Origin of the sequence: Oxalobacter vibrioformis, assembly GCF_027118995.1 — a bacterium.
Taxonomy (GTDB): domain Bacteria; phylum Pseudomonadota; class Gammaproteobacteria; order Burkholderiales; family Burkholderiaceae_D; genus Oxalobacter; species Oxalobacter vibrioformis.
Genome location: NZ_CP098242.1, coordinates 912,209 through 929,402 on the forward strand (window position 1 = coordinate 912,209; position 17,194 = coordinate 929,402).

The following is a 17,194-nucleotide window of genomic DNA, read 5'->3' on the forward strand; positions in this document are numbered from 1 at the left end:
AGGGAGACACTGCTTATGAAAATTCTCGGCATTGACCCCGGACTCAGAATCACCGGTTTTGGCGTCATCGAAAAACAGGGGGCGCAGCTTTCCTATGTGGCGTCCGGCACAGTCAGCACCCCGACAGAAGCCGATCTTCCGGACCGCCTGAAAATCATCCTGAAAAGTGTCGGGGAAATCATTGAGACATATCGGCCGGACTGTGCCGCCATTGAAAAAGTTTTTGTGAATGTGAACCCGCAATCCACCCTGCTTTTGGGACAAGCCAGAGGGGCTGCTATCTGCGCACTCGTCGGCGCCGATCTTGCCATTTCGGAATATACGGCATTGCAGGTCAAGCAGGCGGTGGTGGGACATGGCAAGGCACAAAAAAAGCAGGTGCAGGATATGGTCAAACGCCTTCTTTCCCTGCCTGCGCCGCCCAAAAGTGATGCCGCAGATGCCCTGGGTGTTGCCATCTGCCATGCCAATGCTTTTGATACCTTGAGAGCCATGCAGGAGGCCGGTTCACTGAAACCAAAGAGCGGCTTTCGCATCCGGCGCGGTCGTCTGATCCAGTAGGGATGCGGGATGTGGTATATATATGACTTTGATTCTTTTTTCCGGATCCGAATATGATAGGTCGCATCAGTGGCATCCTGCTTCAGAAAACCCCTCCCACCATCCTTGTTGACTGCCAGGGCGTCGGTTATGAAATCGATGTTTCGATGGGCACGTTTTACAATCTGCCTGCCCTTGGGGAAAAGGTGACCCTATTTACCCACCTTGCCGTCAGGGAGGACGCCCATCTCCTGTATGGTTTCGGCAACCTTGAAGAACGCAGCCTGTTTCGCCAGTTGATCCGTATCTCCGGCATTGGCGCCAGAACCGCACTGTCGCTGCTCTCGGGCATGTCAGTCGCGGAAATGGTTCAGGCCGTTACCCTGCAGGACACGACCCGTTTTTCCCGCATTCCCGGCATTGGCAAAAAAACGGCAGAACGCCTCTTGCTGGAACTCAAAGGCAAGCTGGGAGCTGATCTTGATATCGCCAGTGCTAACGCGGCAGGCAGCGACAATATGGCCGACATCCTCAATGCCCTTCTGGCCCTGGGCTACTCTTCCAGGGAAGTGAATGCCGTACTCAAGCAGGTACCGGCTGACAGCTCGGTTTCAGACGGCATCAAGCTTGCACTCAAGGCCCTGTCAAAAGGATAATCACTGACATGATGTTATTGAAAGCCCTCGCATGAGCATACAGACGGACGATTTTTCCGAACAGCGCATTATCTCATCGACACCGGCCTCCCCCAACGAAGAAGCCATTGAGCGGGCGCTTCGTCCCAAGCATCTTGATGAATACGTTGGCCAGCATAAAACACGCGAACAGCTGGAAATCTTCATTGCTGCAGCAAGAAAGCGCAATGAAGCGCTGGACCATACCCTGCTTTTCGGACCGCCGGGCCTCGGCAAAACCACGCTCGCCCATATCATCGCACGGGAAATGGGGGTCAACCTGCGTCAGACATCAGGCCCCGTGCTGGAACGGCCTGGCGATCTCGCCGCACTGTTGACGAATCTCGAAGCCAATGATGTGCTTTTCATCGATGAGATTCATCGCATGTCACCGGTCGTCGAAGAAATCCTGTACCCGGCGCTGGAGGATTACCAGATAGATATCCTCATCGGGGAAGGCCCTGCTGCGCGCTCTGTCAAACTGGATCTGCAGCCCTTTACCCTCGTCGGCGCCACAACACGTGCAGGCATGCTGACCAATCCTCTGCGGGACCGGTTTGGCGTCGTTGCTCGCCTTGAGTTTTACAACGCTGAAGACCTGACCCGGATTGTCATGCGCAGCGCAAATCTTTTGAATACCCCGATACAGGAAGACGGCGCAGAGGAAATTGCCCGCCGTGCCCGCGGCACCCCCCGAATTGCCAACCGCCTCTTGAGACGGGTCAGGGACTATGCCGAAGTCAAGGGAACGGGAGAGATCACCCAGAAAATGGCCGACGATGCGCTGAAAATGCTGGATGTCGACCCTGTCGGGTTTGACGTGATGGATCGCAAACTTCTGGAAGCCGTCCTGTTCAAATTCGGCGGGGGCCCTGTCGGCATCAACAATCTGGCCGCCGCCATCAGCGAAGAAGTGGATACGATTGAGGATGTACTCGAGCCATATCTCATCCAGCAGGGTTACCTGCAGCGCACACCGCGCGGACGGATGGCAACCGCCTCCACTTACCGTCACTTCGGCATCACACCACCCTCATCAGGCCCCAATGCCGAACTGTGGGATACCTCATCCGATCGCCAGCCGTGAGCAGAGGCAAAAGCCAGCCGATTGACGTTGCTGTCGGCATCCTGATGCGTGAAAACGGAGAGGTGCTCCTGGGCCAGCGTCCGGAAGGCAAGCCTTATCCGGGATACTGGGAATTTCCGGGCGGGAAGGTGGAATCCGGCGAAAGTATCGAAGCGGCTTTAAAACGGGAATTTATGGAAGAACTGGACGTAACCATCCTTTCCCAGGAGCCTTGGTGCTGTGTTGAACATGTCTACCCGCATGCCCATGTCCGTTTGCACTTTTTTGTCAGCAAAAACTGGCAGGGCGAACCCAGAAGCCGGGAAGGACAGGCATTTCAATGGCAAGGTCCAATCCGGGTTAAGCCTTTGCTTCCTGCTACCATTCCCCTCATTATCTGGCTGGATGCCCTGCGCTTTAACAACAACTGATTTACTTAAATCCACATCAACTGCTGCCCTTGATAACACTGACATTTTGCTTGGTAATTTTTAAACGATTATCCCGACTCTCTTTTAGCCCCGTTTGATATTCGATCACCAACTGACGCTTGTTTGGGTTTACCTTGTAATCCAGCGTATCGTGATCGAATGTCACTGCGGAAAAGTTTGTGACAATCCGGCAATTGCACCCTTCATTGGCTTTCAAAAGCGTTTCCGGTTTTCCGATGGTGGAAATCATTATCGCTTTGTAATCATTCATTATCTTGAAAGCATTTTCATAGTATCTGGCTTCCTGCCCCGTACTTGCATGTTGGGAAAACATGTCCACGTCCGTGAGCCTCTCCTGATAAAGTTCCCTAGATAGCGTCTACTTGAGTATGGTTAACGCATTCAACCAAAGGGCGATACAGCGCACCTGCACAGCGGCAGCAAATGTCGCGAGATTTTTTGCGTATCTTGTGGCAATACCCCGCCAGCGTTTGAGATAAAGAAAGACATTTTCCACCAGGTGACGCTTCTGATAAATCTGCCGATCGTAGCTTCTTTTCTCCTTGCGATTTCTTTTCGGGGGTATGACCGGTATGATGTTGCGGGATTTTGCATGGTCAAGAATGGCGTTTGAATCATAACCCCGATCCGCCACCAGATGGCGAGGGGATATCCCATCCATTAACCGTGAAGCCTGCGTACAATCTGCAACGGTACCCGATGTGACAAGACATCTGACCGGCATACCATTCGCATCCACGGCCAGATGTATTTTTGAGTTGAGCCCCCTTTTGTGCGCCCCATGCCCTGGTTGCCTCCTCTTGCCCCCGCCGCGTGCGGGTGAATCTTGATGTGACTTGCATCTATCAGAAGCCATTCAAAATCAGGCTCATCTATCAGGATTTCCAGCAGGCGCTCCCATATGCCCTTGTCGCGCCAGCGGATGAAGCGCTGGTGAACGCTCCCCCATTTTCCGTACTCCGGCAAAAGATCACGCCAGGGGGCGCCTGTGCGTAATATCCAGAATACAGCATTAATGAAGGTGCGGTTATCTTTGGCTATCCTGCCCCATTGACCAGGCTGTCCTGGAAGGTGGGGCTCAAGTAAAGCCCAGGCCTGGTCGGATATGTCGTGGCGTCTGTACGCTGGTCTCATGGAATCTCCTGTTAAAGGGTGGTCTTCCTATAATGATCATCGCTTCATAACATCTGCCATCTGGCAAACAGAGGGAGTTTTATCTCTTATATCTCATGTAGACACTATCTAAAACGCTCTGGACGGTACGCTTTTGATAGGCGCGCTATATATTTATCGAAATCCTCTGTTCCTAGTAATTTCCTATCCCGATAATCATTTCCGGCCAAATAACTCGCAAGAAATATCGCTCTATTATCCAGTGTTGTCGTTATTCTCGAATTAATCGTTTTCATGACCTCCGGATCATCACATGGAATCTGTTTTCCACAACCCGTCAGCACAGCAATCAAACATACCACTCCAATAAATTTTTTCATCTTCTTTTCCTGAAAAAACAGCGTTCCAACATCTTCTACCCAGCCAGAATCCCCCATTTTGTACCCGCTATATTCCACCCGTCTCCAACGGGGCGATAACCATGCTCAAGATAATAATGTGCAGTCTGCCTGTTAATGATGAACATCAGAAACAGATTACTTATGCCGAATGTCAGCATAGAAAGCACAATCCAGATAATTCCATGAACAGGCATCCCCCTGAAAAAGAAAGGGAATCCACCGAAGAAAAAAGCTGTCCATGAAAAACCAACTTTTACCTGCCTGACCAAACCTGCTTCATTTTTCATTGAAACCATCATTTTTTATTCTCCTTTTTCTCTTCACGTACAGCTTTCTGTTCATAAACTTTATTCCGCACAAATCTAAAATATCCTTAGAATTGCCCAGAGGAAATTCTAAGGATATTTTAGGGAAAAGACAAGCGAAATCTAAGATTCTTTTAACTGTTAACCTAACATTAAGAATCTCTTGAAAAAACCTGCTTCCATATTTGCCAAACGCCTTCGTGAAGCCCGACTTCACTCTGGCATGACCCAGGAACAGCTAGCCATTAATGCAGGCATTGACGAATTTTCGGCCAGCGCCAGAATGAGTCAGTATGAAAGCGGAAAGCATTTCCCCAAGTATGAGATTGCCCAAAGATTGGCCGCTGTTCTGAAAATCCCCGTTGAATATCTGTACGCAGCAGATGACAAATCAGCAAAACTGCTCTTATTCTGGAACCGCCTCTCACGAAGCAAGCAAAAAGAAGCCCTGGAGTATTTGGAAAAAATGGAAAACTCTGATGAAGAAGCGTAGCCACTACCGGCTGTTGCCGCCAGAGGGTAAATCAGCGATAATGCTCAGGCGTTGCCGGAGTGGCGAAATTGGTAGACGCACGAGACTCAAAATCTCGCGGGGGTGACCCCGTGCCGGTTCGATTCCGGCCTCCGGTACCATTATCATAGCGACCCGGCTTCTCTGCCGAAACAGTTTTTTCCCCTTTCCCTGGATACCTCCCGGCTGCTGTGCAGGCGGATATCGTGCATGATCATTGCGACATCACGACCACAAACCAAACGTCAGCCGCTTTCCTGTCATCATAATAGACCCGGTTTTCTCCGGTTTCTTATCATTTCAAATGAGCGGAAGTCCGCTAAAATTAACCGGGTGCGGAACAAAAACAGGATGGCAGACATGATGAAAAGAGGGATTTTTATTGTATTGGCGGCATTGGCCCTGTCTGCCTGTATGCGAAATGTTGACAGCTATAATTCCGATCCTTATATCGTTTCCACCCTGAGTACCTATAGCGGACAGAAAATCAGTATTGCTGAATTTGAATCCTCAATCGGTGAAGGCGGCGTCAACCAGTGCCGGGGGTACAGCATTATCACCAATCCCGGTGAAGGGGGGCTTGTCCGTTACATCCAGGATGCCTTTGTTTCTGAACTGGAACTGGCCAACGCGTATTCGCCGGACTCACCCATTGTCCTGAAAGGAAATGTCACCCAGATATCCTTGAGCACGTTAACCGGAGGAGAGTGGATCATCAAGATGACGCTCATATCCAATAACGGACGCTCCATTTCGGCCAGAGAGCAGCTACACTTCAAAACCAATATCGTTGGACAAAGCGCATGCCAGGTTGCAGGCGATACGTATTTTTATGCCGTTCAGAATCTCCTTCGCAAGCTGGTCTCCTCACCCAATTTCCCGCGGCTTTTAGAGCCTTCCAGTTATCCTCAGCCGAAACCGGAAACAACCGGTACACAATCATCTGGAAAACAGCCGAATGTGCAATTGCAGGCCACAGAAATATCTCCCCTGGAAACCAGCACCTATTCGCAGCCAGCAGCGGGTGAAATCGTTCCGCTTGAAGTAACCACGCAAACCCAGCCGGTTTCTGTGCAAAGCACGCCCGTCGAAGTCACGGTGCAGCCCAAAAAGGAAATCTCGACATCAGACTGCTCTATCGAAAAGCAGATCCAGCGGCAAAGTGAAAAATAAGCGATAACTGATCTTAAGAATAAAAAGCAGCATTTACGGATACTGCTTTTTCTCTGGCTGGTGGGTCCTGTCCCGGATCAATTACGCATCCGCCGGCAATGCGCTTCAATGGCCGTTACCAATGCGCCGGTGACTTTATCCTGGTATGCCGGTGTGCTGACCAGAAGCTCTTCTTCACGATTCACAATCACACCCGCCTCAACCAGAACCGCAGCCAGGGGAGATTCTCTTAATACCACGAGTTCATCGAACTGGTAAATGCCCCGCAGGCTGTCCAGTAAAAGGCGGTTTTCACCAGCTACCGCTTCGGCATGGTACAACGCGGGTGTCAGGTTTTTTCCTAGGAGGCTGTCTGCCGTCTCACGGGCCACATCAAGGCTTTCCTGATAACAGGGATTCTGCGCTGAAACAAAGAGGCTGTATCCGCTAAAGTTGTCACTGTAAAAATGCGTTTCCCCTTCCAACGTCCATTCCGACAGGTAATGAGACTGCACAGAATCATGATGCAGGGAAATGAGCAGGGTGGCGCCGGCTTTCAGCGCGGCTTCCGGTCGGCTTGTTAAAGGGATGGCATCCCCGTCCGGATTAATCAGTACATAGGGTATCCCGGCCTTGTCCAATAATACCGCCAGCCTTTTTGCCAGTGCAATATTAAAGTGCCACTCGCCTGTGCCGCGCGCACTTGTTGCGCCCTGCTCTTCCCGGGTGTGCCCGGCATCAACGGCAATGAGGCAATCCCTGGCATACGCGGACAGGCATGCACATGCCAGAGTCGCGATGACAAAAAAACGCATCATCCAGGCGCCCCGCATCAGTTAATCAATCCGGCAAAACGATCCGCGTTCGCATGGATTATTCTGCATCGTCATCATGGCGTTGTACCGATTTCAGCTGCTCTTGAGTCAGGGTGATACGGGTATTCCAGGTATCCGCCGACCAGGTTGTCGCTCCGCAGTTATCGCAGGCTGGGCCAGTTGCCCCCCCTTGCGTCCGCCATCCATGTGGTATGCCTTTTCCGCCGCAAAACGGACAGGGTAAAAGGGGAGGATCTTTCTCGGACCCCCGCCATACCGCGGTAAATAATTCTGAAAACTCGGAAAGGCCGGACATGATGCCTCTGCCAATCCGCATGCAGAGAATCAGGATCAGCAAAAACGGTGCCAGCAAAACCATCAGCAGGCGTCTGATCAATACGGACTGGATATGAATAATGGGAGGCATATAAGATGGTTGGCTGCAAAAACAAACAGCCCGCGAAATTCAGCGGGCTGCAAAAAATCATTTCACTCCATTGCAATAGAACAAGAGCGCAATGAATTAATCAAGCCTGCCCTTGCTTTTCAGATACTTCACGGCAACAAAACCTACAATAGCGGCAACCAGCAATCCATTGAGAATCCACTCATGAAGACTCTCCTGGCTGAAATTCGAGGTAAGGGCCGGCTTGATGGTCACCGTCAGACCAAAAATCAGCGACAGAATGAACAAATGAAGTTTCTTTATTTTTTTCACTACGGTACCTCTCATGCTTGATATAACGGCAGGCCTTGCTGCCTGATCAGCAGCAGTTCCCGGATTTTGACAGTGTAACAGCTAAAACGGCATGATTGAGCAAAAAACGGCGGAGAAGCAGGCAAATGCGCCGTTCAGAGGCGTTTGACATCCAGAACGCCGGGGACTTCCCGGATCATCTGGATCGCCTTGTTCAGGCTGTCCGTCGAACCGACTTCAGCCGTGAAAGACATGCGGGCCTGTCCCTTGTTGCTTTGGGTGTTCACTCCGATGACATTGAGTTTTTCCCGCATGAAAATATCGGAAATGTCACGCAGCAACCCCTGGCGATCGCCTGCCAGTATAAAAACATCCACCGGATAAACGGTTTCGGGATCGGATGTTCCCCAATCCGTCTCGATAACCCGTTCGGGAGATTTTTTCTGCATTTCCAGGAAATTCTTGCACTCGGGACGATGGATGGAAACCCCCTTGCCGCGCGTGACAAAACCGATAATCGGATCAGGCGGCGCCGGTTTGCAGCATCTGGCCATCTGCGTGAGCAACCCTTCGGCACCGACAACCAGTACACCCGATTTTGCCCCGCGCATGATACTGGAGGCCCGGCTTTTCCGGGGAAGCACGATATCTTCAGTTTTTGTTTCCTTGAGCGGCTCTTCACCATGCAAAACCTGTTCTACCGTGCGGGTATTGATTTTGTCTTTTCCTGCTGCCAGCAAAAACTCTTCCAGCTTGGCATAACCCAGCTTGTGGGCGAGTTCTTCCAGGTTGACCGATGTTTTGCCCTCCCGCTGCAGGATCTTGTCAACGATGGTACGACCATTGGCGATGGCTTCCTCATGCTCAACCGCATTGAACCAGGCCCGGATTTTGTTGTGGGTCCGGGAATTGATGGCAAATCCCGGCGTGAGCCAGTCACGCGATGGACCGGCATCGATCCCTTTTGCCGTGATGATTTCAACGGTCTGCCCGCTTTTTAATGGCGTATTTAACGGTACCATGGCCCCATCGACCCGTACCCCCCGGCAGCGGTGGCCCACATCCGTATGGACCTGGTAGGCAAAATCAATGGGCGTTGCCCCTTTTGGCAGATCAATTACACGAGCCTGAGGTGTCAGGACATAAATACGGTCATCCAGCGTGGTTGCCTTGATTTTCCTGACCCAGTCACTATGGATATCATCCTGTTCGGCAACCGTATCGGCCACTTCCGCTTTCCAGGACAGCAACTGGCGCAGCCATGAAATTTTTTCGTCATACTGCTGCTGGGCAGCAAAATCCGAGCCGCCGGTCTCTTTGTAACGCCAGTGAGAGGCCACGCCATATTCCGCAAAGTTGTGCATTTCTTCCGTGCGGATCTGGACTTCCAGCGTCTGCCCGTCTTCGGCAACCACAATGGTATGCAGCGACTGGTAGCCATTGGGTTTCGGGCGGGAAATATAGTCGTCAAACTCCTCCAGGATCGGCGTCCACATCCGGTGAATGAGGTCAAGCACGGCAAAGCAGGTTTTGATATCGAAAACGATAATGCGAAGCGCCCGGACATCATGCATCTGCTCGAAATCCAGCGATTTCCCATGCATCTTGTTCCAGATACTGTAAATATGTTTGGGGCGGCCGGAAATTTCTGCCTTGATCCCTGCCGCTTTCAATTCTTCCTTGACGCGCCTGATGGCGTCTTCAATAAACTCTTCCCGTTCGACGCGCTTTTCTTCCAGCTTTTTCGCAATGGATTTATAGGCATCGGGCTCGAGAAAACGGAAGGAAAGATCTTCCAGCTCCCACTTCATCTGCCAGATGCCCAGCCGGTTTGCCAGGGGGGCATACAGCTCCAGCGTTTCACGGGCATAGTGCTCGCTGACCTCATTGAGTTTTTTGGTTTCCGCGATATAGCGCAATCCGGCAACCCTGGCCGCCAGCCTGAGCAGTACCACGCGCATGTCTGACGCCATCGCCAGCAGCATTTTCCGCAATGTTTCCGCCTGATCCTTGCGAAACTGGGCAGCGTTTTTCCCGCTGACTTGCGGCTGAAGCAGACCACCGCTGATATCCTTGAGTTTCAGGAGCCGCCGGACATTGTCAACCAGGCTGACGACTTCCGAACCATAGCGGTTTTCTATTTTTTCCCATTCCCCGGGACTGATTTCCGGCAGGGGGATCAAAAGGCCTGCAATACGTGTTTCAGCATCAGTATTCAGCGTTGACAGAATCACACCAACCGTACGCGCAAAATCAATAACAGGCTGTCCGGAGTCAAGCTGTTTGTCATCATAAACATCGACAGCAAACTCATAGGCATCAATAACCTGCTTGCTGTGCTCCGGCAGGAGCCCTGTTGTGATTTTTTCAGCGACGTTGACAAAGGTGATTGGTGAAACCATATTCCGGATATCCGTATTTCCTGTTTCTGCAGACAATTAAGCCCAGATGATATCAATAACTGTGAGGTTTTATAACAACCAGACCACTATGGTAAAGAATAAAAACAGTAAAAGCCACAACAGCAGGGCCCGCCATATCAAACCGGTTGTATTCTGGAAAAAACGGACGCTTGGTTCTTCGCCAGGCTGGCTTTCCGTTTCCAGTCCATCTGAATCCATGGTGCTGACATCTACGGGTAACAGCCTGGCCGCCTTTTCTTCTGGCGTACCCAGGCGCACACCCAGCGCGCCGCCGCTGGCTGAAAGCAAAACCCCGGTATTGGCGTTTTCCCAGCGATCAGCAAAATTGCGCCAGGCATAAACCGCATCTTCAAAATTGCCCACAACGGCAAAACATATGGCGGTGAGTCTGACAGGCAGCCAGTCAATCCAGAAGAAAATGCGTGAGGCAAACCGTCCAAAGGCTTCATGGTGGACATCCCCGTTTTCTGCCCATGCTCTGACAAGATAGGCTGCGAGCCGGTAAAACACAGCGCCTGCAGGCCCGATATAAGGGATCATGAACCAGAAAAACACCCCGAAAACATGCTGGTGAGAAGTTAAAAGCGCTCTTTCAATGGACAAGCGAATGATTTCAGATACCTCAAACGTACTGGTGTCCCTTCCACTCCACTCGGCAAGCAGTTGGCGTGCCTTTGGCTCGTCTCCCACTATCAGCGCAATCTGGATAGAGGAAAAGTACTGGCTGTAATCCTTAAACCCCATGCAGAAGTAAAGAATTACCACATTGAAAATCATCGCAAGAAAGGCATTCAGGGAAAGGCAGACCCAGTAAATCGCCAGTATCGGTACCGTCATGCCCAAAACGAGGACAAACCAGCCAATCTTCCCGTGTTGCAGATGCCCGGCATTAAACCATGTCTCGATTTTATCTGCCAGCGCGCGAACCCCTGCCAGCACAGGATTGCTCAATCGCATTGGCCTGAAATGATCAATGACGAGCGCAAAAAAAATCGAGAAGAAAATCATGCGAATTCCGGACAACACCCCAAGCCGCTACGATACCTCACCCCCGGGCCGGAATCAAACACATCAGGAAACAGCGCGTGTGGACAGCGGCCTGAAGGCACTCTCATGCCCGCATAAAGTGAAAAAGATTACGCAGCATGCCTGCTGTGGCCCCCCAGATCATATGGTCGCCATAAGGAACCGTGTAAATGGTCCTCAAACCGATATTCGGGAGCTCTGCTGAACGGCGCTGGTAATTGGTGCCGGTCATCAGAAAGGAAAAGGGAACCTCAAACACTTCTGCGACTTCCATCGGGTCTATGCGGATAGTGAAAGGGGGGCGAACGATCGCAACAACCGGCGTTACGCTGTAACCGCTACCGGTCCGGTATTCCGGCAGCGTGCCAAGAATTTCGATCTGTTCGCGCTCAACACCGACTTCTTCCTCCATTTCCCGCAATGCGGTTTCAATGCGGGATGAGTCAGTCAAATCCACACGCCCTCCAGGAAAACTGACCTGTCCGGCATGGTCATGCAGGTGCGCGGCACGGCGCGTGAGCATCACCCACAGATCGTCATCTGCCTTGGCGATAAGCGGAACCAGCACTGCGGCAGGCACCCATTTGTTCCTCCCTCGCCACAGAGGGCTTTCAACCAGGCGTTCGGGTGTCCATGGGCGGGGATTGGCAAAGCGGTAACGCAGCCATTTGACATTCATCCTGTCTTCGGGAACCTGCGGTTCATCAGCCACTGAATCAATGGCAAAAGTTTCGGGGTCCAGACCTGGTTCAGCCACGTTTTACCTCCTCAAAATGCAAAAGGGGCACCTTCTGCGATGCCCCTTTTATCCGACGATAAGACCGGTTTATTCTGCAGCCTTCTTGGCAGCCCGGCTGGGCAGCTTTTCCTTGATTCGTGCGGATTTGCCTGAACGCTCACGCAGATAGTACAGCTTGGCGCGACGAACGTCACCACGGCGCTTGACCTCAATTGAAGCAATCAGCGGTGAATACAGCTGGAAAGTTCTTTCCACACCCTCACCGGATGAAATCTTGCGCACGATGAAGTTGGAATTCAGACCGCGATTGCGGCGTGAAATAACCACACCTTCATAAGCCTGCACACGCCTGCGGTTGCCTTCAACCACATTCACGTTAACGACAACGGTATCACCTGGGGCAAACTCGGGAATATTTTTTCCCAAACGCTCTATTTCTTCTTTTTCAAGTTGTTGAATCAGATTCATTTTATCTCCTATGCCATCATATCAGCGTATGACCTTTCCCGGCTATGTCTTTTTTTGTCCGGGAAAATACCTGACAGAGGATGACGCATTATACAAATGGGCTTGCGCCCATACTTTACTGCAAATTAAAACTACGGGTTACTGCTTAAAAATTTTTCGTCCGCTTCTGAAAGCAAACCATCCAAACGTGCCTTCTCAAGCAAATCCGGGCGCTTTTTGCTGGTAGCAAGCAATGCCTGCTCCCGCCGCCATTTATCTATTTCGGCATGGTTGCCGCCCATCAGTACCGGCGGCACCACCATTTCTTCATATACCGGCGGCCTCGTGTAATGCGGGCAGTCGAGTATGCCTGAAACAAAGCTGTCCTGCACGGCTGAAAGATCATCATGCAGTACCCCGGGCAATTGCCTGATTACCGCATCCATCAGTGCCATTGCGGGGATCTCGCCACCTGACAGGACAAAATCCCCCAGACTGATTTCCTCATCAACACAGCGATCAAGCAACCGCTGGTCAATGGCTTCATACCGGCCACACAGCAATATCAGACCAGGCATTTCCTTTAATGCCATCACCCGGTTATGGGTTAACGGGCTTCCCTGTGGCGACAGGTAAACCACATGGGTTTTCATACCTGCTGCCTGCTGATACGCCCTGGCTGCTTTCACTGTTTTTTCCAGCGGCTCAGCAAGCATGACCATACCAGGACCACCACCATAAGGCCTGTCATCCACTGTACGATGCTTATCTGTGGTGAAATCCCTCGGATTCCACAACTTCAGCGAACACCGTTTTTCTTCAAATGCGCGCCGGGTAATACCTGATTCTGTCAAAGCTGAAAACATTTCCGGAAAAAGTGTGATCACATCAAACTGCATCACCCCACCTCCAAAAATCAGCAGGACACCCTGCCAGCCACTTAATAATCAGACGCCCAGTCCACCGTGATTTTTCCACCCTTTATGTCGATTTCCCCAAGGAATTTATCAACAAACGGAATCAGAATTTCACGGCGCTTGCCAGAATCTTCTGCTTTTTCAGCCTCGACCCGCAATACCTGATGCACACCGTTATCCATCAGATCATGAACCACGCCCAGCAATTCACCGTTCAGGTTGATCACCTTCAGGCCAATCAGATCAACCCAGTAAAACTCGTTTTCATCCAGCGCCGGAAAAAGGCTGCGTGAAATCTGTACCTGAGATCCTCTGGCAGCCTCGGCCTCTTCACGGGATGCTATGGTTGAAAGGTGCGCCAGCACTTCATCAACATGTGCACGGACTCGCAAAACCTTCACGTTATGGAGTGAGGGCTGGTTGAGCCACCACTCTTTTACTGTCAGCAGGGTTTCTGCATCTTCAGAATAAGGCCGGATACGCACCCAGCCCTGAACCCCGTGCGCCCCTGTTATATGACCGACCGTAATCAGATCATCAGGCGCCTGACTTTCTGCTGTCTTTTTCGACAAGTCTTATGCTGCCTGCTTGCTGTTCTCGCGAACCAGACGCTCAACAGCTGGCGAAAGCTTGGCGCCAACACCCTGCCAGTAAGCCAGTCTGTCAGTTGCAATAGAGAGACCCTTTTCACTTTCAGCAGCGAAAGGGTTGTAGGTGCCGATGCGCTCAATAAAGCGACCATCGCGGCGGCTGCGGGAATCAGCAGCAACAATTCTGTAAAAAGGGCGCTTTTTTGCGCCTCCACGAGCTAAACGAATAACGACCATAATGTTTCCAAAAAAAGTTCGATACGGAAAATCTTGAAATTATATCTTAAATCCGGATAAAAACCATAGAAAATTCAAAGCGGAACCGTAATTATTACTTTCCGTTGAAATCCGGGGCATGATACCGCTGAAACCCTCATGATTCCTTGGTGACAACCAACCGCTGGTACAGGCGCCCAAAGTAGGTGGTTTTGCTGATGACACGATACTTCACATCGCCAGGAAAATAATGTGTCAGCTCATGGCGCCACATATCCGTGGCAAAGGGTTCAAATAAAAGAAAAACGAGGCGTTGCCACAAACGCAGCGGATGCAGGGCATCCGGCCGGTGAAATTCTACCAGCACCAGCTTCCCACCGGGTTTGAGCACCCGCAGGGCTTCTGACAGCGCCTGCCGGCGCTTGTCCTCCGGCAATTCATGCGGCAGGAAAAACATCAGCACATTGTCATAACTGTTGTCCGGACACTGCAGCGCCGTGGCATCACACTGGAACATCCGGATGCGCTCATCCGGCAGCTTCAGCTTGCCCCGTGATTTTTCCAGTTGCACCGGCAGGATATCAATCAGGTCAAAATGGGCATCGTCGCCCAATTGCTGCTGAATGCGCGGCACCAGTTGGCCGTAGGCATTGGAAATCTGGAGCATGGCCCCTGTAATCGGCTTGGGAAACACGTCCAGCACGGCATCGACCAGGCGGGTGTAATTGCCCAGCAGGATCAAATTAATGAGAAAACCCCGGTCCCAGAATTTCACGGCAAGCGGATGCTCATAGGCCCACCAGTAAATTTTTCGCAGATAATCCGGCGTATCAAGCGGCACAGGCGGAGCCTGAAAATCCGGCAGCGCGGTTTTTGTTGCAGCAGGCTGATTCTGTTTATCTGAATTCATGTGCGACTGATTTCTGACTTTCACCAGATAAAAATATGGTGAACTGCGGTTTCCTTGATTTCTTTTGAGGCATATCGTGCGTAAACCCTCAAACTTAGATAGAGGATTCTACCCTTTTATTGATGAACCGGTAAGGCGCTTTATGGCAGGGCCTGCCCGTCGGCAAGTGTCCGGTTTGCAGATATTGTTTCCACAGGACATAATTGAAACGGATGACTTCGGTTTATATCACCAGAACAGGATCCGGCCATGCACCATCAGGAAGACGTCGTATTTTTGTTTGATGTCGACAACACCCTGCTCGACAATGATCGGGTGACCGCTGATTTAAAGCAGCACCTGCTTGGCGAATTCGGGCCGGAAAACGAAAGCCGCTACTGGGAGATTTTTGAGGAACTGCGGGCCGAACGGGGCTATGCCGACTACCTGGGCGCCCTGCAGCGATACCGAAAACACCACTTCAATGAACCGCGCCTTTTGCTCATGTCATCTTTTCTCCTGGATTATCCCTTCATGGAACGATTATATTCCGGCGCCCTGGCAGCGCTTGAATTTGTCCGGCAATGGGGAAAAACGGTTATTCTTTCTGATGGCGATGTCGTTTTCCAGCCACATAAAGTCTTGCGTTCGGGCCTGTGGAATGCGGTTGAAGGACGCGTTCTCATCACTATTCATAAGGAAGAGATGCTCGATGAAGTCCAGAAACGATACCCGGCGCAGCATTATGTCATGGTGGACGACAAGCTCAGAATCCTGCATGCTATGAAAGCGCAGCTCGGCAAGCGCCTGACAACCGTCTTTCCCCGCCAGGGACATTATGCGCTGGACCCGAACAATATCGCCGCCTGCCCGCCAGCTGACATTACGGTAGAAAGAATAGGCGCCATGCTGCACCATGATCTGAATGCCTATCTGGGGAAAAAATGATGTCTGACTTTTGTGACAACAATAACCGCATGGGAGATAACTGATGACGCACACCACGCCTGCCCCTGCCCTGCGTTATTTTGCTGTCATCAATGCCGGCTCTTCCAGCTACAAATTTTCCCTGTTTGAGGAAATGCGTGATGGCAGGCTGGAAAGGCACACCTTTGGTGAAATCGAGGGCGTCGGCAGCCATGACCCTTACTTTATTGCCAGAGACAGTAACCGCAAGATTATCAGCCAGCACAGCTGGGGCTCCAATCTTTCAAGCAATACCCTTCTTGAATTCCTGGTTGACTGGATTGAGGTACACCTGTCGCCAAACAAACTCCATGCGGTCGGGCACAGGATGGTGCACGGCGGGCCGGACTTTCTCGAACCGACACTGATCACGCCTGATGTGCTGACAAGGCTCAGACGACTGATCCCGCTGGCGCCGCTTCATCAGCCACGGGTCTTAAATGTCATCGATACCCTTACCGAGCGTTATCCCGATCTCTGTCAGGTTGTCTGCTTTGACACCTCTTTTCATCAGTCCAATCCCTATATTTCCCGCCTGTATGGCATTCCGGGCCACCTGACGGAAAAGGGTATCGTCCGTTACGGCTTTCACGGTCTTTCTTTTGAATACGTCATTAACGAATTAAGCGAAATTGCTCCCAAAGAAGCCCGCGGAAAAACGATCATTGCCCACCTGGGCAGCGGCGCAAGCATGTGCGGACTGGTTAATCGCAGAAGTGTCGCCAGCACAATGGGATTTTCCACCCTTGACGGACTTGTGATGGGTACCCGTACCGGCGCACTGGACCCGGGCGTTATCCTGTATCTGCTCCAGCATGAAAAAATGACGGTTGATGAACTGGAAACCCTGTTATACAAGGAATCCGGTCTCCTGGGGGTCTCAGGTATCAGTCCGGATATGCGGGACCTGCTGACAACGGGTAATCCAGCCGCAAAAACCGCACTGGATCTGTTTGTCTATCGCGTAGCACGTGAAGCCGGCTCGCTGGCAGCGGCATGCAAAGGGCTGGACACCTTCGTTTTCACAGCCGGCATTGGCGAACGTTCCCCCGAAATCCGGCATGCCATCTGTAAACAGATAGAGTGGATGGGGGTTGAAATTGATGAGGAAGCCAATCAGGCAGGGCTTATCTGCATCAGCAAACCGGAAAGCCGCGTGTCCGTCTGGATTATTCCGACGTTTGAGGAATTGATGATTGCCCGCCACAGTGCCCGCATCTCGGCCATGTACGCCATACAGCCATAGGCTGACATC

Annotated in this window: 23 protein-coding genes and 1 tRNA gene; 9 read left to right on the top strand and 15 right to left on the bottom strand. The window is 51.5% G+C overall.

The features are described from left to right. Positions 1–15 precede the first annotated feature (15 nt). From ruvC to NB640_RS04520, 4 genes are read left to right on the top strand one after another with little or no spacing between them, the layout of a single operon-like run. The gene (ruvC, locus tag NB640_RS04505; protein ID WP_269309979.1) at positions 16–561 is read left to right on the top strand and encodes a crossover junction endodeoxyribonuclease RuvC; all 546 of its coding nucleotides are present in this window, start codon (positions 16–18) and stop codon (positions 559–561) included. A 53-nt stretch (positions 562–614) separates the two neighbouring features. Further along, on the top strand, positions 615–1,196 hold the full coding sequence (ruvA, locus tag NB640_RS04510; RefSeq protein ID WP_269309980.1) for a Holliday junction branch migration protein RuvA: 582 nt from the start codon (positions 615–617) through the stop codon (positions 1,194–1,196). Positions 1,197–1,227: 31 nt separating this feature from the next. Then, a complete protein-coding gene (gene ruvB, locus NB640_RS04515; protein WP_269309981.1) occupies positions 1,228–2,301 on the top strand; it encodes a Holliday junction branch migration DNA helicase RuvB in 1,074 nt (357 codons plus the stop codon). Next, positions 2,298–2,711: an NUDIX domain-containing protein gene (locus NB640_RS04520; protein ID WP_269309982.1), complete on the top strand. Its 414-nt coding sequence runs from the start codon at positions 2,298–2,300 to the stop codon at positions 2,709–2,711. Before ruvB ends, NB640_RS04520 begins: the two co-directional genes overlap by 4 nt. Positions 2,712–2,727: 16 nt before the next feature. Here NB640_RS04520 and NB640_RS04525 read toward each other — a convergent pair whose 3' ends face one another. The 4 genes from NB640_RS04525 to NB640_RS04545 form a co-directional block, all read right to left on the bottom strand. Continuing rightward, on the bottom strand, positions 2,728–3,045 hold the full coding sequence (locus NB640_RS04525; RefSeq protein ID WP_269309983.1) for a hypothetical protein: 318 nt from the start codon (positions 3,043–3,045) through the stop codon (positions 2,728–2,730). A gap of 45 nt (positions 3,046–3,090) precedes the next feature. Continuing rightward, a protein-coding gene (locus NB640_RS13025) for an IS5 family transposase (RefSeq protein WP_408637931.1) occupies positions 3,091–3,866 on the bottom strand; the annotation gives its coding sequence in 2 pieces (ribosomal slippage) (positions 3,091–3,494 and positions 3,494–3,866; 777 coding nt in all). 104 nt (positions 3,867–3,970) lie between these two features. Next, on the bottom strand, positions 3,971–4,282 hold the full coding sequence (locus NB640_RS04540; RefSeq protein WP_269309984.1) for a hypothetical protein: 312 nt from the start codon (positions 4,280–4,282) through the stop codon (positions 3,971–3,973). Then, the gene (locus tag NB640_RS04545) at positions 4,261–4,545 is read right to left on the bottom strand and encodes a hypothetical protein (RefSeq protein ID WP_269309985.1); all 285 of its coding nucleotides are present in this window, start codon (positions 4,543–4,545) and stop codon (positions 4,261–4,263) included. Before NB640_RS04545 ends, NB640_RS04540 begins: the two co-directional genes overlap by 22 nt. Positions 4,546–4,714: 169 nt before the next feature. Between NB640_RS04545 and NB640_RS04550 the strand changes: the two genes are divergently transcribed. The 3 genes from NB640_RS04550 (at position 4,715) to NB640_RS04560 (ending at position 6,235) form a co-directional block, all read left to right on the top strand. Beyond that, positions 4,715–5,044: a helix-turn-helix domain-containing protein gene (locus NB640_RS04550; RefSeq protein ID WP_269309986.1), complete on the top strand. Its 330-nt coding sequence runs from the start codon at positions 4,715–4,717 to the stop codon at positions 5,042–5,044. A gap of 53 nt (positions 5,045–5,097) precedes the next feature. Continuing rightward, positions 5,098–5,184: transfer RNA gene (locus tag NB640_RS04555), tRNA-Leu, on the top strand. A gap of 238 nt (positions 5,185–5,422) precedes the next feature. Then, positions 5,423–6,235 (top strand): hypothetical protein, encoded by an 813-nt coding sequence (locus tag NB640_RS04560; protein WP_269309987.1) that lies wholly within the window; start codon positions 5,423–5,425, stop codon positions 6,233–6,235. Positions 6,236–6,312: 77 nt separating this feature from the next. Here NB640_RS04560 and NB640_RS04565 read toward each other — a convergent pair whose 3' ends face one another. The 11 genes from NB640_RS04565 to rquA all read right to left on the bottom strand — a co-directional run bounded on the left by NB640_RS04565 (position 6,313) and on the right by rquA (position 14,994). After that, positions 6,313–7,032 (bottom strand): N-acetylmuramoyl-L-alanine amidase family protein, encoded by a 720-nt coding sequence (locus NB640_RS04565; RefSeq protein ID WP_269309988.1) that lies wholly within the window; start codon positions 7,030–7,032, stop codon positions 6,313–6,315. A 55-nt stretch (positions 7,033–7,087) separates the two neighbouring features. After that, positions 7,088–7,456 carry a Lar family restriction alleviation protein gene (locus tag NB640_RS04570; protein WP_269309989.1) on the bottom strand — a complete coding sequence of 123 codons (369 nt, stop codon included), beginning with the start codon at positions 7,454–7,456 and terminating at the stop codon, positions 7,088–7,090. Between the two features lie 96 nt (positions 7,457–7,552). Next, positions 7,553–7,747 carry a hypothetical protein gene (locus tag NB640_RS04575; protein ID WP_269309990.1) on the bottom strand — a complete coding sequence of 65 codons (195 nt, stop codon included), beginning with the start codon at positions 7,745–7,747 and terminating at the stop codon, positions 7,553–7,555. Between the two features lie 134 nt (positions 7,748–7,881). Then, on the bottom strand, positions 7,882–10,128 hold the full coding sequence (locus NB640_RS04580; RefSeq protein WP_269309992.1) for a RelA/SpoT family protein: 2,247 nt from the start codon (positions 10,126–10,128) through the stop codon (positions 7,882–7,884). A gap of 69 nt (positions 10,129–10,197) precedes the next feature. Further along, positions 10,198–11,157, bottom strand: coding sequence for a CobD/CbiB family protein (locus tag NB640_RS04585; protein ID WP_269309993.1), 960 nt, complete (start codon positions 11,155–11,157; stop codon positions 10,198–10,200). 103 nt (positions 11,158–11,260) lie between these two features. After that, complete coding sequence (locus NB640_RS04590; RefSeq protein ID WP_269309994.1) at positions 11,261–11,932, bottom strand: CoA pyrophosphatase; 672 nt, start codon at positions 11,930–11,932, stop codon at positions 11,261–11,263. Between the two features lie 69 nt (positions 11,933–12,001). After that, positions 12,002–12,382, bottom strand: a complete 381-nt coding sequence (gene rplS / locus NB640_RS04595; protein ID WP_269309995.1) for a 50S ribosomal protein L19 — start codon at positions 12,380–12,382, stop codon at positions 12,002–12,004. Positions 12,383–12,513: 131 nt separating this feature from the next. Further along, positions 12,514–13,260: a tRNA (guanosine(37)-N1)-methyltransferase TrmD gene (gene trmD, locus NB640_RS04600; RefSeq protein WP_269310393.1), complete on the bottom strand. Its 747-nt coding sequence runs from the start codon at positions 13,258–13,260 to the stop codon at positions 12,514–12,516. A gap of 41 nt (positions 13,261–13,301) precedes the next feature. Next, complete coding sequence (gene rimM / locus NB640_RS04605; RefSeq protein WP_269309996.1) at positions 13,302–13,850, bottom strand: ribosome maturation factor RimM; 549 nt, start codon at positions 13,848–13,850, stop codon at positions 13,302–13,304. Positions 13,851–13,853: 3 nt separating this feature from the next. After that, positions 13,854–14,105 carry a 30S ribosomal protein S16 gene (gene rpsP / locus NB640_RS04610; protein WP_269309997.1) on the bottom strand — a complete coding sequence of 84 codons (252 nt, stop codon included), beginning with the start codon at positions 14,103–14,105 and terminating at the stop codon, positions 13,854–13,856. A gap of 136 nt (positions 14,106–14,241) precedes the next feature. Further along, positions 14,242–14,994 (bottom strand): rhodoquinone biosynthesis methyltransferase RquA, encoded by a 753-nt coding sequence (gene rquA / locus NB640_RS04615; RefSeq protein ID WP_269309998.1) that lies wholly within the window; start codon positions 14,992–14,994, stop codon positions 14,242–14,244. Positions 14,995–15,243: 249 nt separating this feature from the next. Here rquA and NB640_RS04620 point away from each other — a divergent pair, with 249 nt between their 5' ends. Both NB640_RS04620 and NB640_RS04625 read left to right on the top strand, forming a co-directional pair. After that, complete coding sequence (locus tag NB640_RS04620; RefSeq protein ID WP_269309999.1) at positions 15,244–15,921, top strand: HAD family hydrolase; 678 nt, start codon at positions 15,244–15,246, stop codon at positions 15,919–15,921. Positions 15,922–15,964: 43 nt separating this feature from the next. After that, positions 15,965–17,185, top strand: coding sequence for an acetate/propionate family kinase (locus tag NB640_RS04625; protein WP_269310001.1), 1,221 nt, complete (start codon positions 15,965–15,967; stop codon positions 17,183–17,185). Positions 17,186–17,194: the final 9 nt, after the last annotated feature.

Bases quoted from the DNA above. Each gene is read 5' to 3' on its own strand.
- ruvC (WP_269309979.1), top strand. From the start codon at position 16: ATGAAAATTCTCGGCATTGACCCCGGACTCAGAATCACCGGTTTTGGC.
- ruvA (WP_269309980.1), top strand. From the start codon at position 615: ATGATAGGTCGCATCAGTGGCATCCTGCTTCAGAAAACCCCTCCCACC.
- ruvB (WP_269309981.1), top strand. From the start codon at position 1,228: ATGAGCATACAGACGGACGATTTTTCCGAACAGCGCATTATCTCATCG.
- NB640_RS04525 (WP_269309983.1), bottom strand. From the start codon at position 3,045: ATGTTTTCCCAACATGCAAGTACGGGGCAGGAAGCCAGATACTATGAA.
- NB640_RS04540 (WP_269309984.1), bottom strand. From the start codon at position 4,282: ATGGGGGATTCTGGCTGGGTAGAAGATGTTGGAACGCTGTTTTTTCAG.
- NB640_RS04545 (WP_269309985.1), bottom strand. From the start codon at position 4,545: ATGATGGTTTCAATGAAAAATGAAGCAGGTTTGGTCAGGCAGGTAAAA.
- NB640_RS04560 (WP_269309987.1), top strand. From the start codon at position 5,423: ATGATGAAAAGAGGGATTTTTATTGTATTGGCGGCATTGGCCCTGTCT.
- NB640_RS04565 (WP_269309988.1), bottom strand. From the start codon at position 7,032: ATGATGCGTTTTTTTGTCATCGCGACTCTGGCATGTGCATGCCTGTCC.
- NB640_RS04570 (WP_269309989.1), bottom strand. From the start codon at position 7,456: ATGCCTCCCATTATTCATATCCAGTCCGTATTGATCAGACGCCTGCTG.
- NB640_RS04580 (WP_269309992.1), bottom strand. From the start codon at position 10,128: ATGGTTTCACCAATCACCTTTGTCAACGTCGCTGAAAAAATCACAACA.
- NB640_RS04585 (WP_269309993.1), bottom strand. From the start codon at position 11,157: ATGATTTTCTTCTCGATTTTTTTTGCGCTCGTCATTGATCATTTCAGG.
- rplS (WP_269309995.1), bottom strand. From the start codon at position 12,382: ATGAATCTGATTCAACAACTTGAAAAAGAAGAAATAGAGCGTTTGGGA.
- trmD (WP_269310393.1), bottom strand. From the start codon at position 13,260: ATGCAGTTTGATGTGATCACACTTTTTCCGGAAATGTTTTCAGCTTTG.
- rpsP (WP_269309997.1), bottom strand. From the start codon at position 14,105: ATGGTCGTTATTCGTTTAGCTCGTGGAGGCGCAAAAAAGCGCCCTTTT.
- rquA (WP_269309998.1), bottom strand. From the start codon at position 14,994: ATGAATTCAGATAAACAGAATCAGCCTGCTGCAACAAAAACCGCGCTG.
- NB640_RS04620 (WP_269309999.1), top strand. From the start codon at position 15,244: ATGCACCATCAGGAAGACGTCGTATTTTTGTTTGATGTCGACAACACC.
- NB640_RS04625 (WP_269310001.1), top strand. From the start codon at position 15,965: ATGACGCACACCACGCCTGCCCCTGCCCTGCGTTATTTTGCTGTCATC.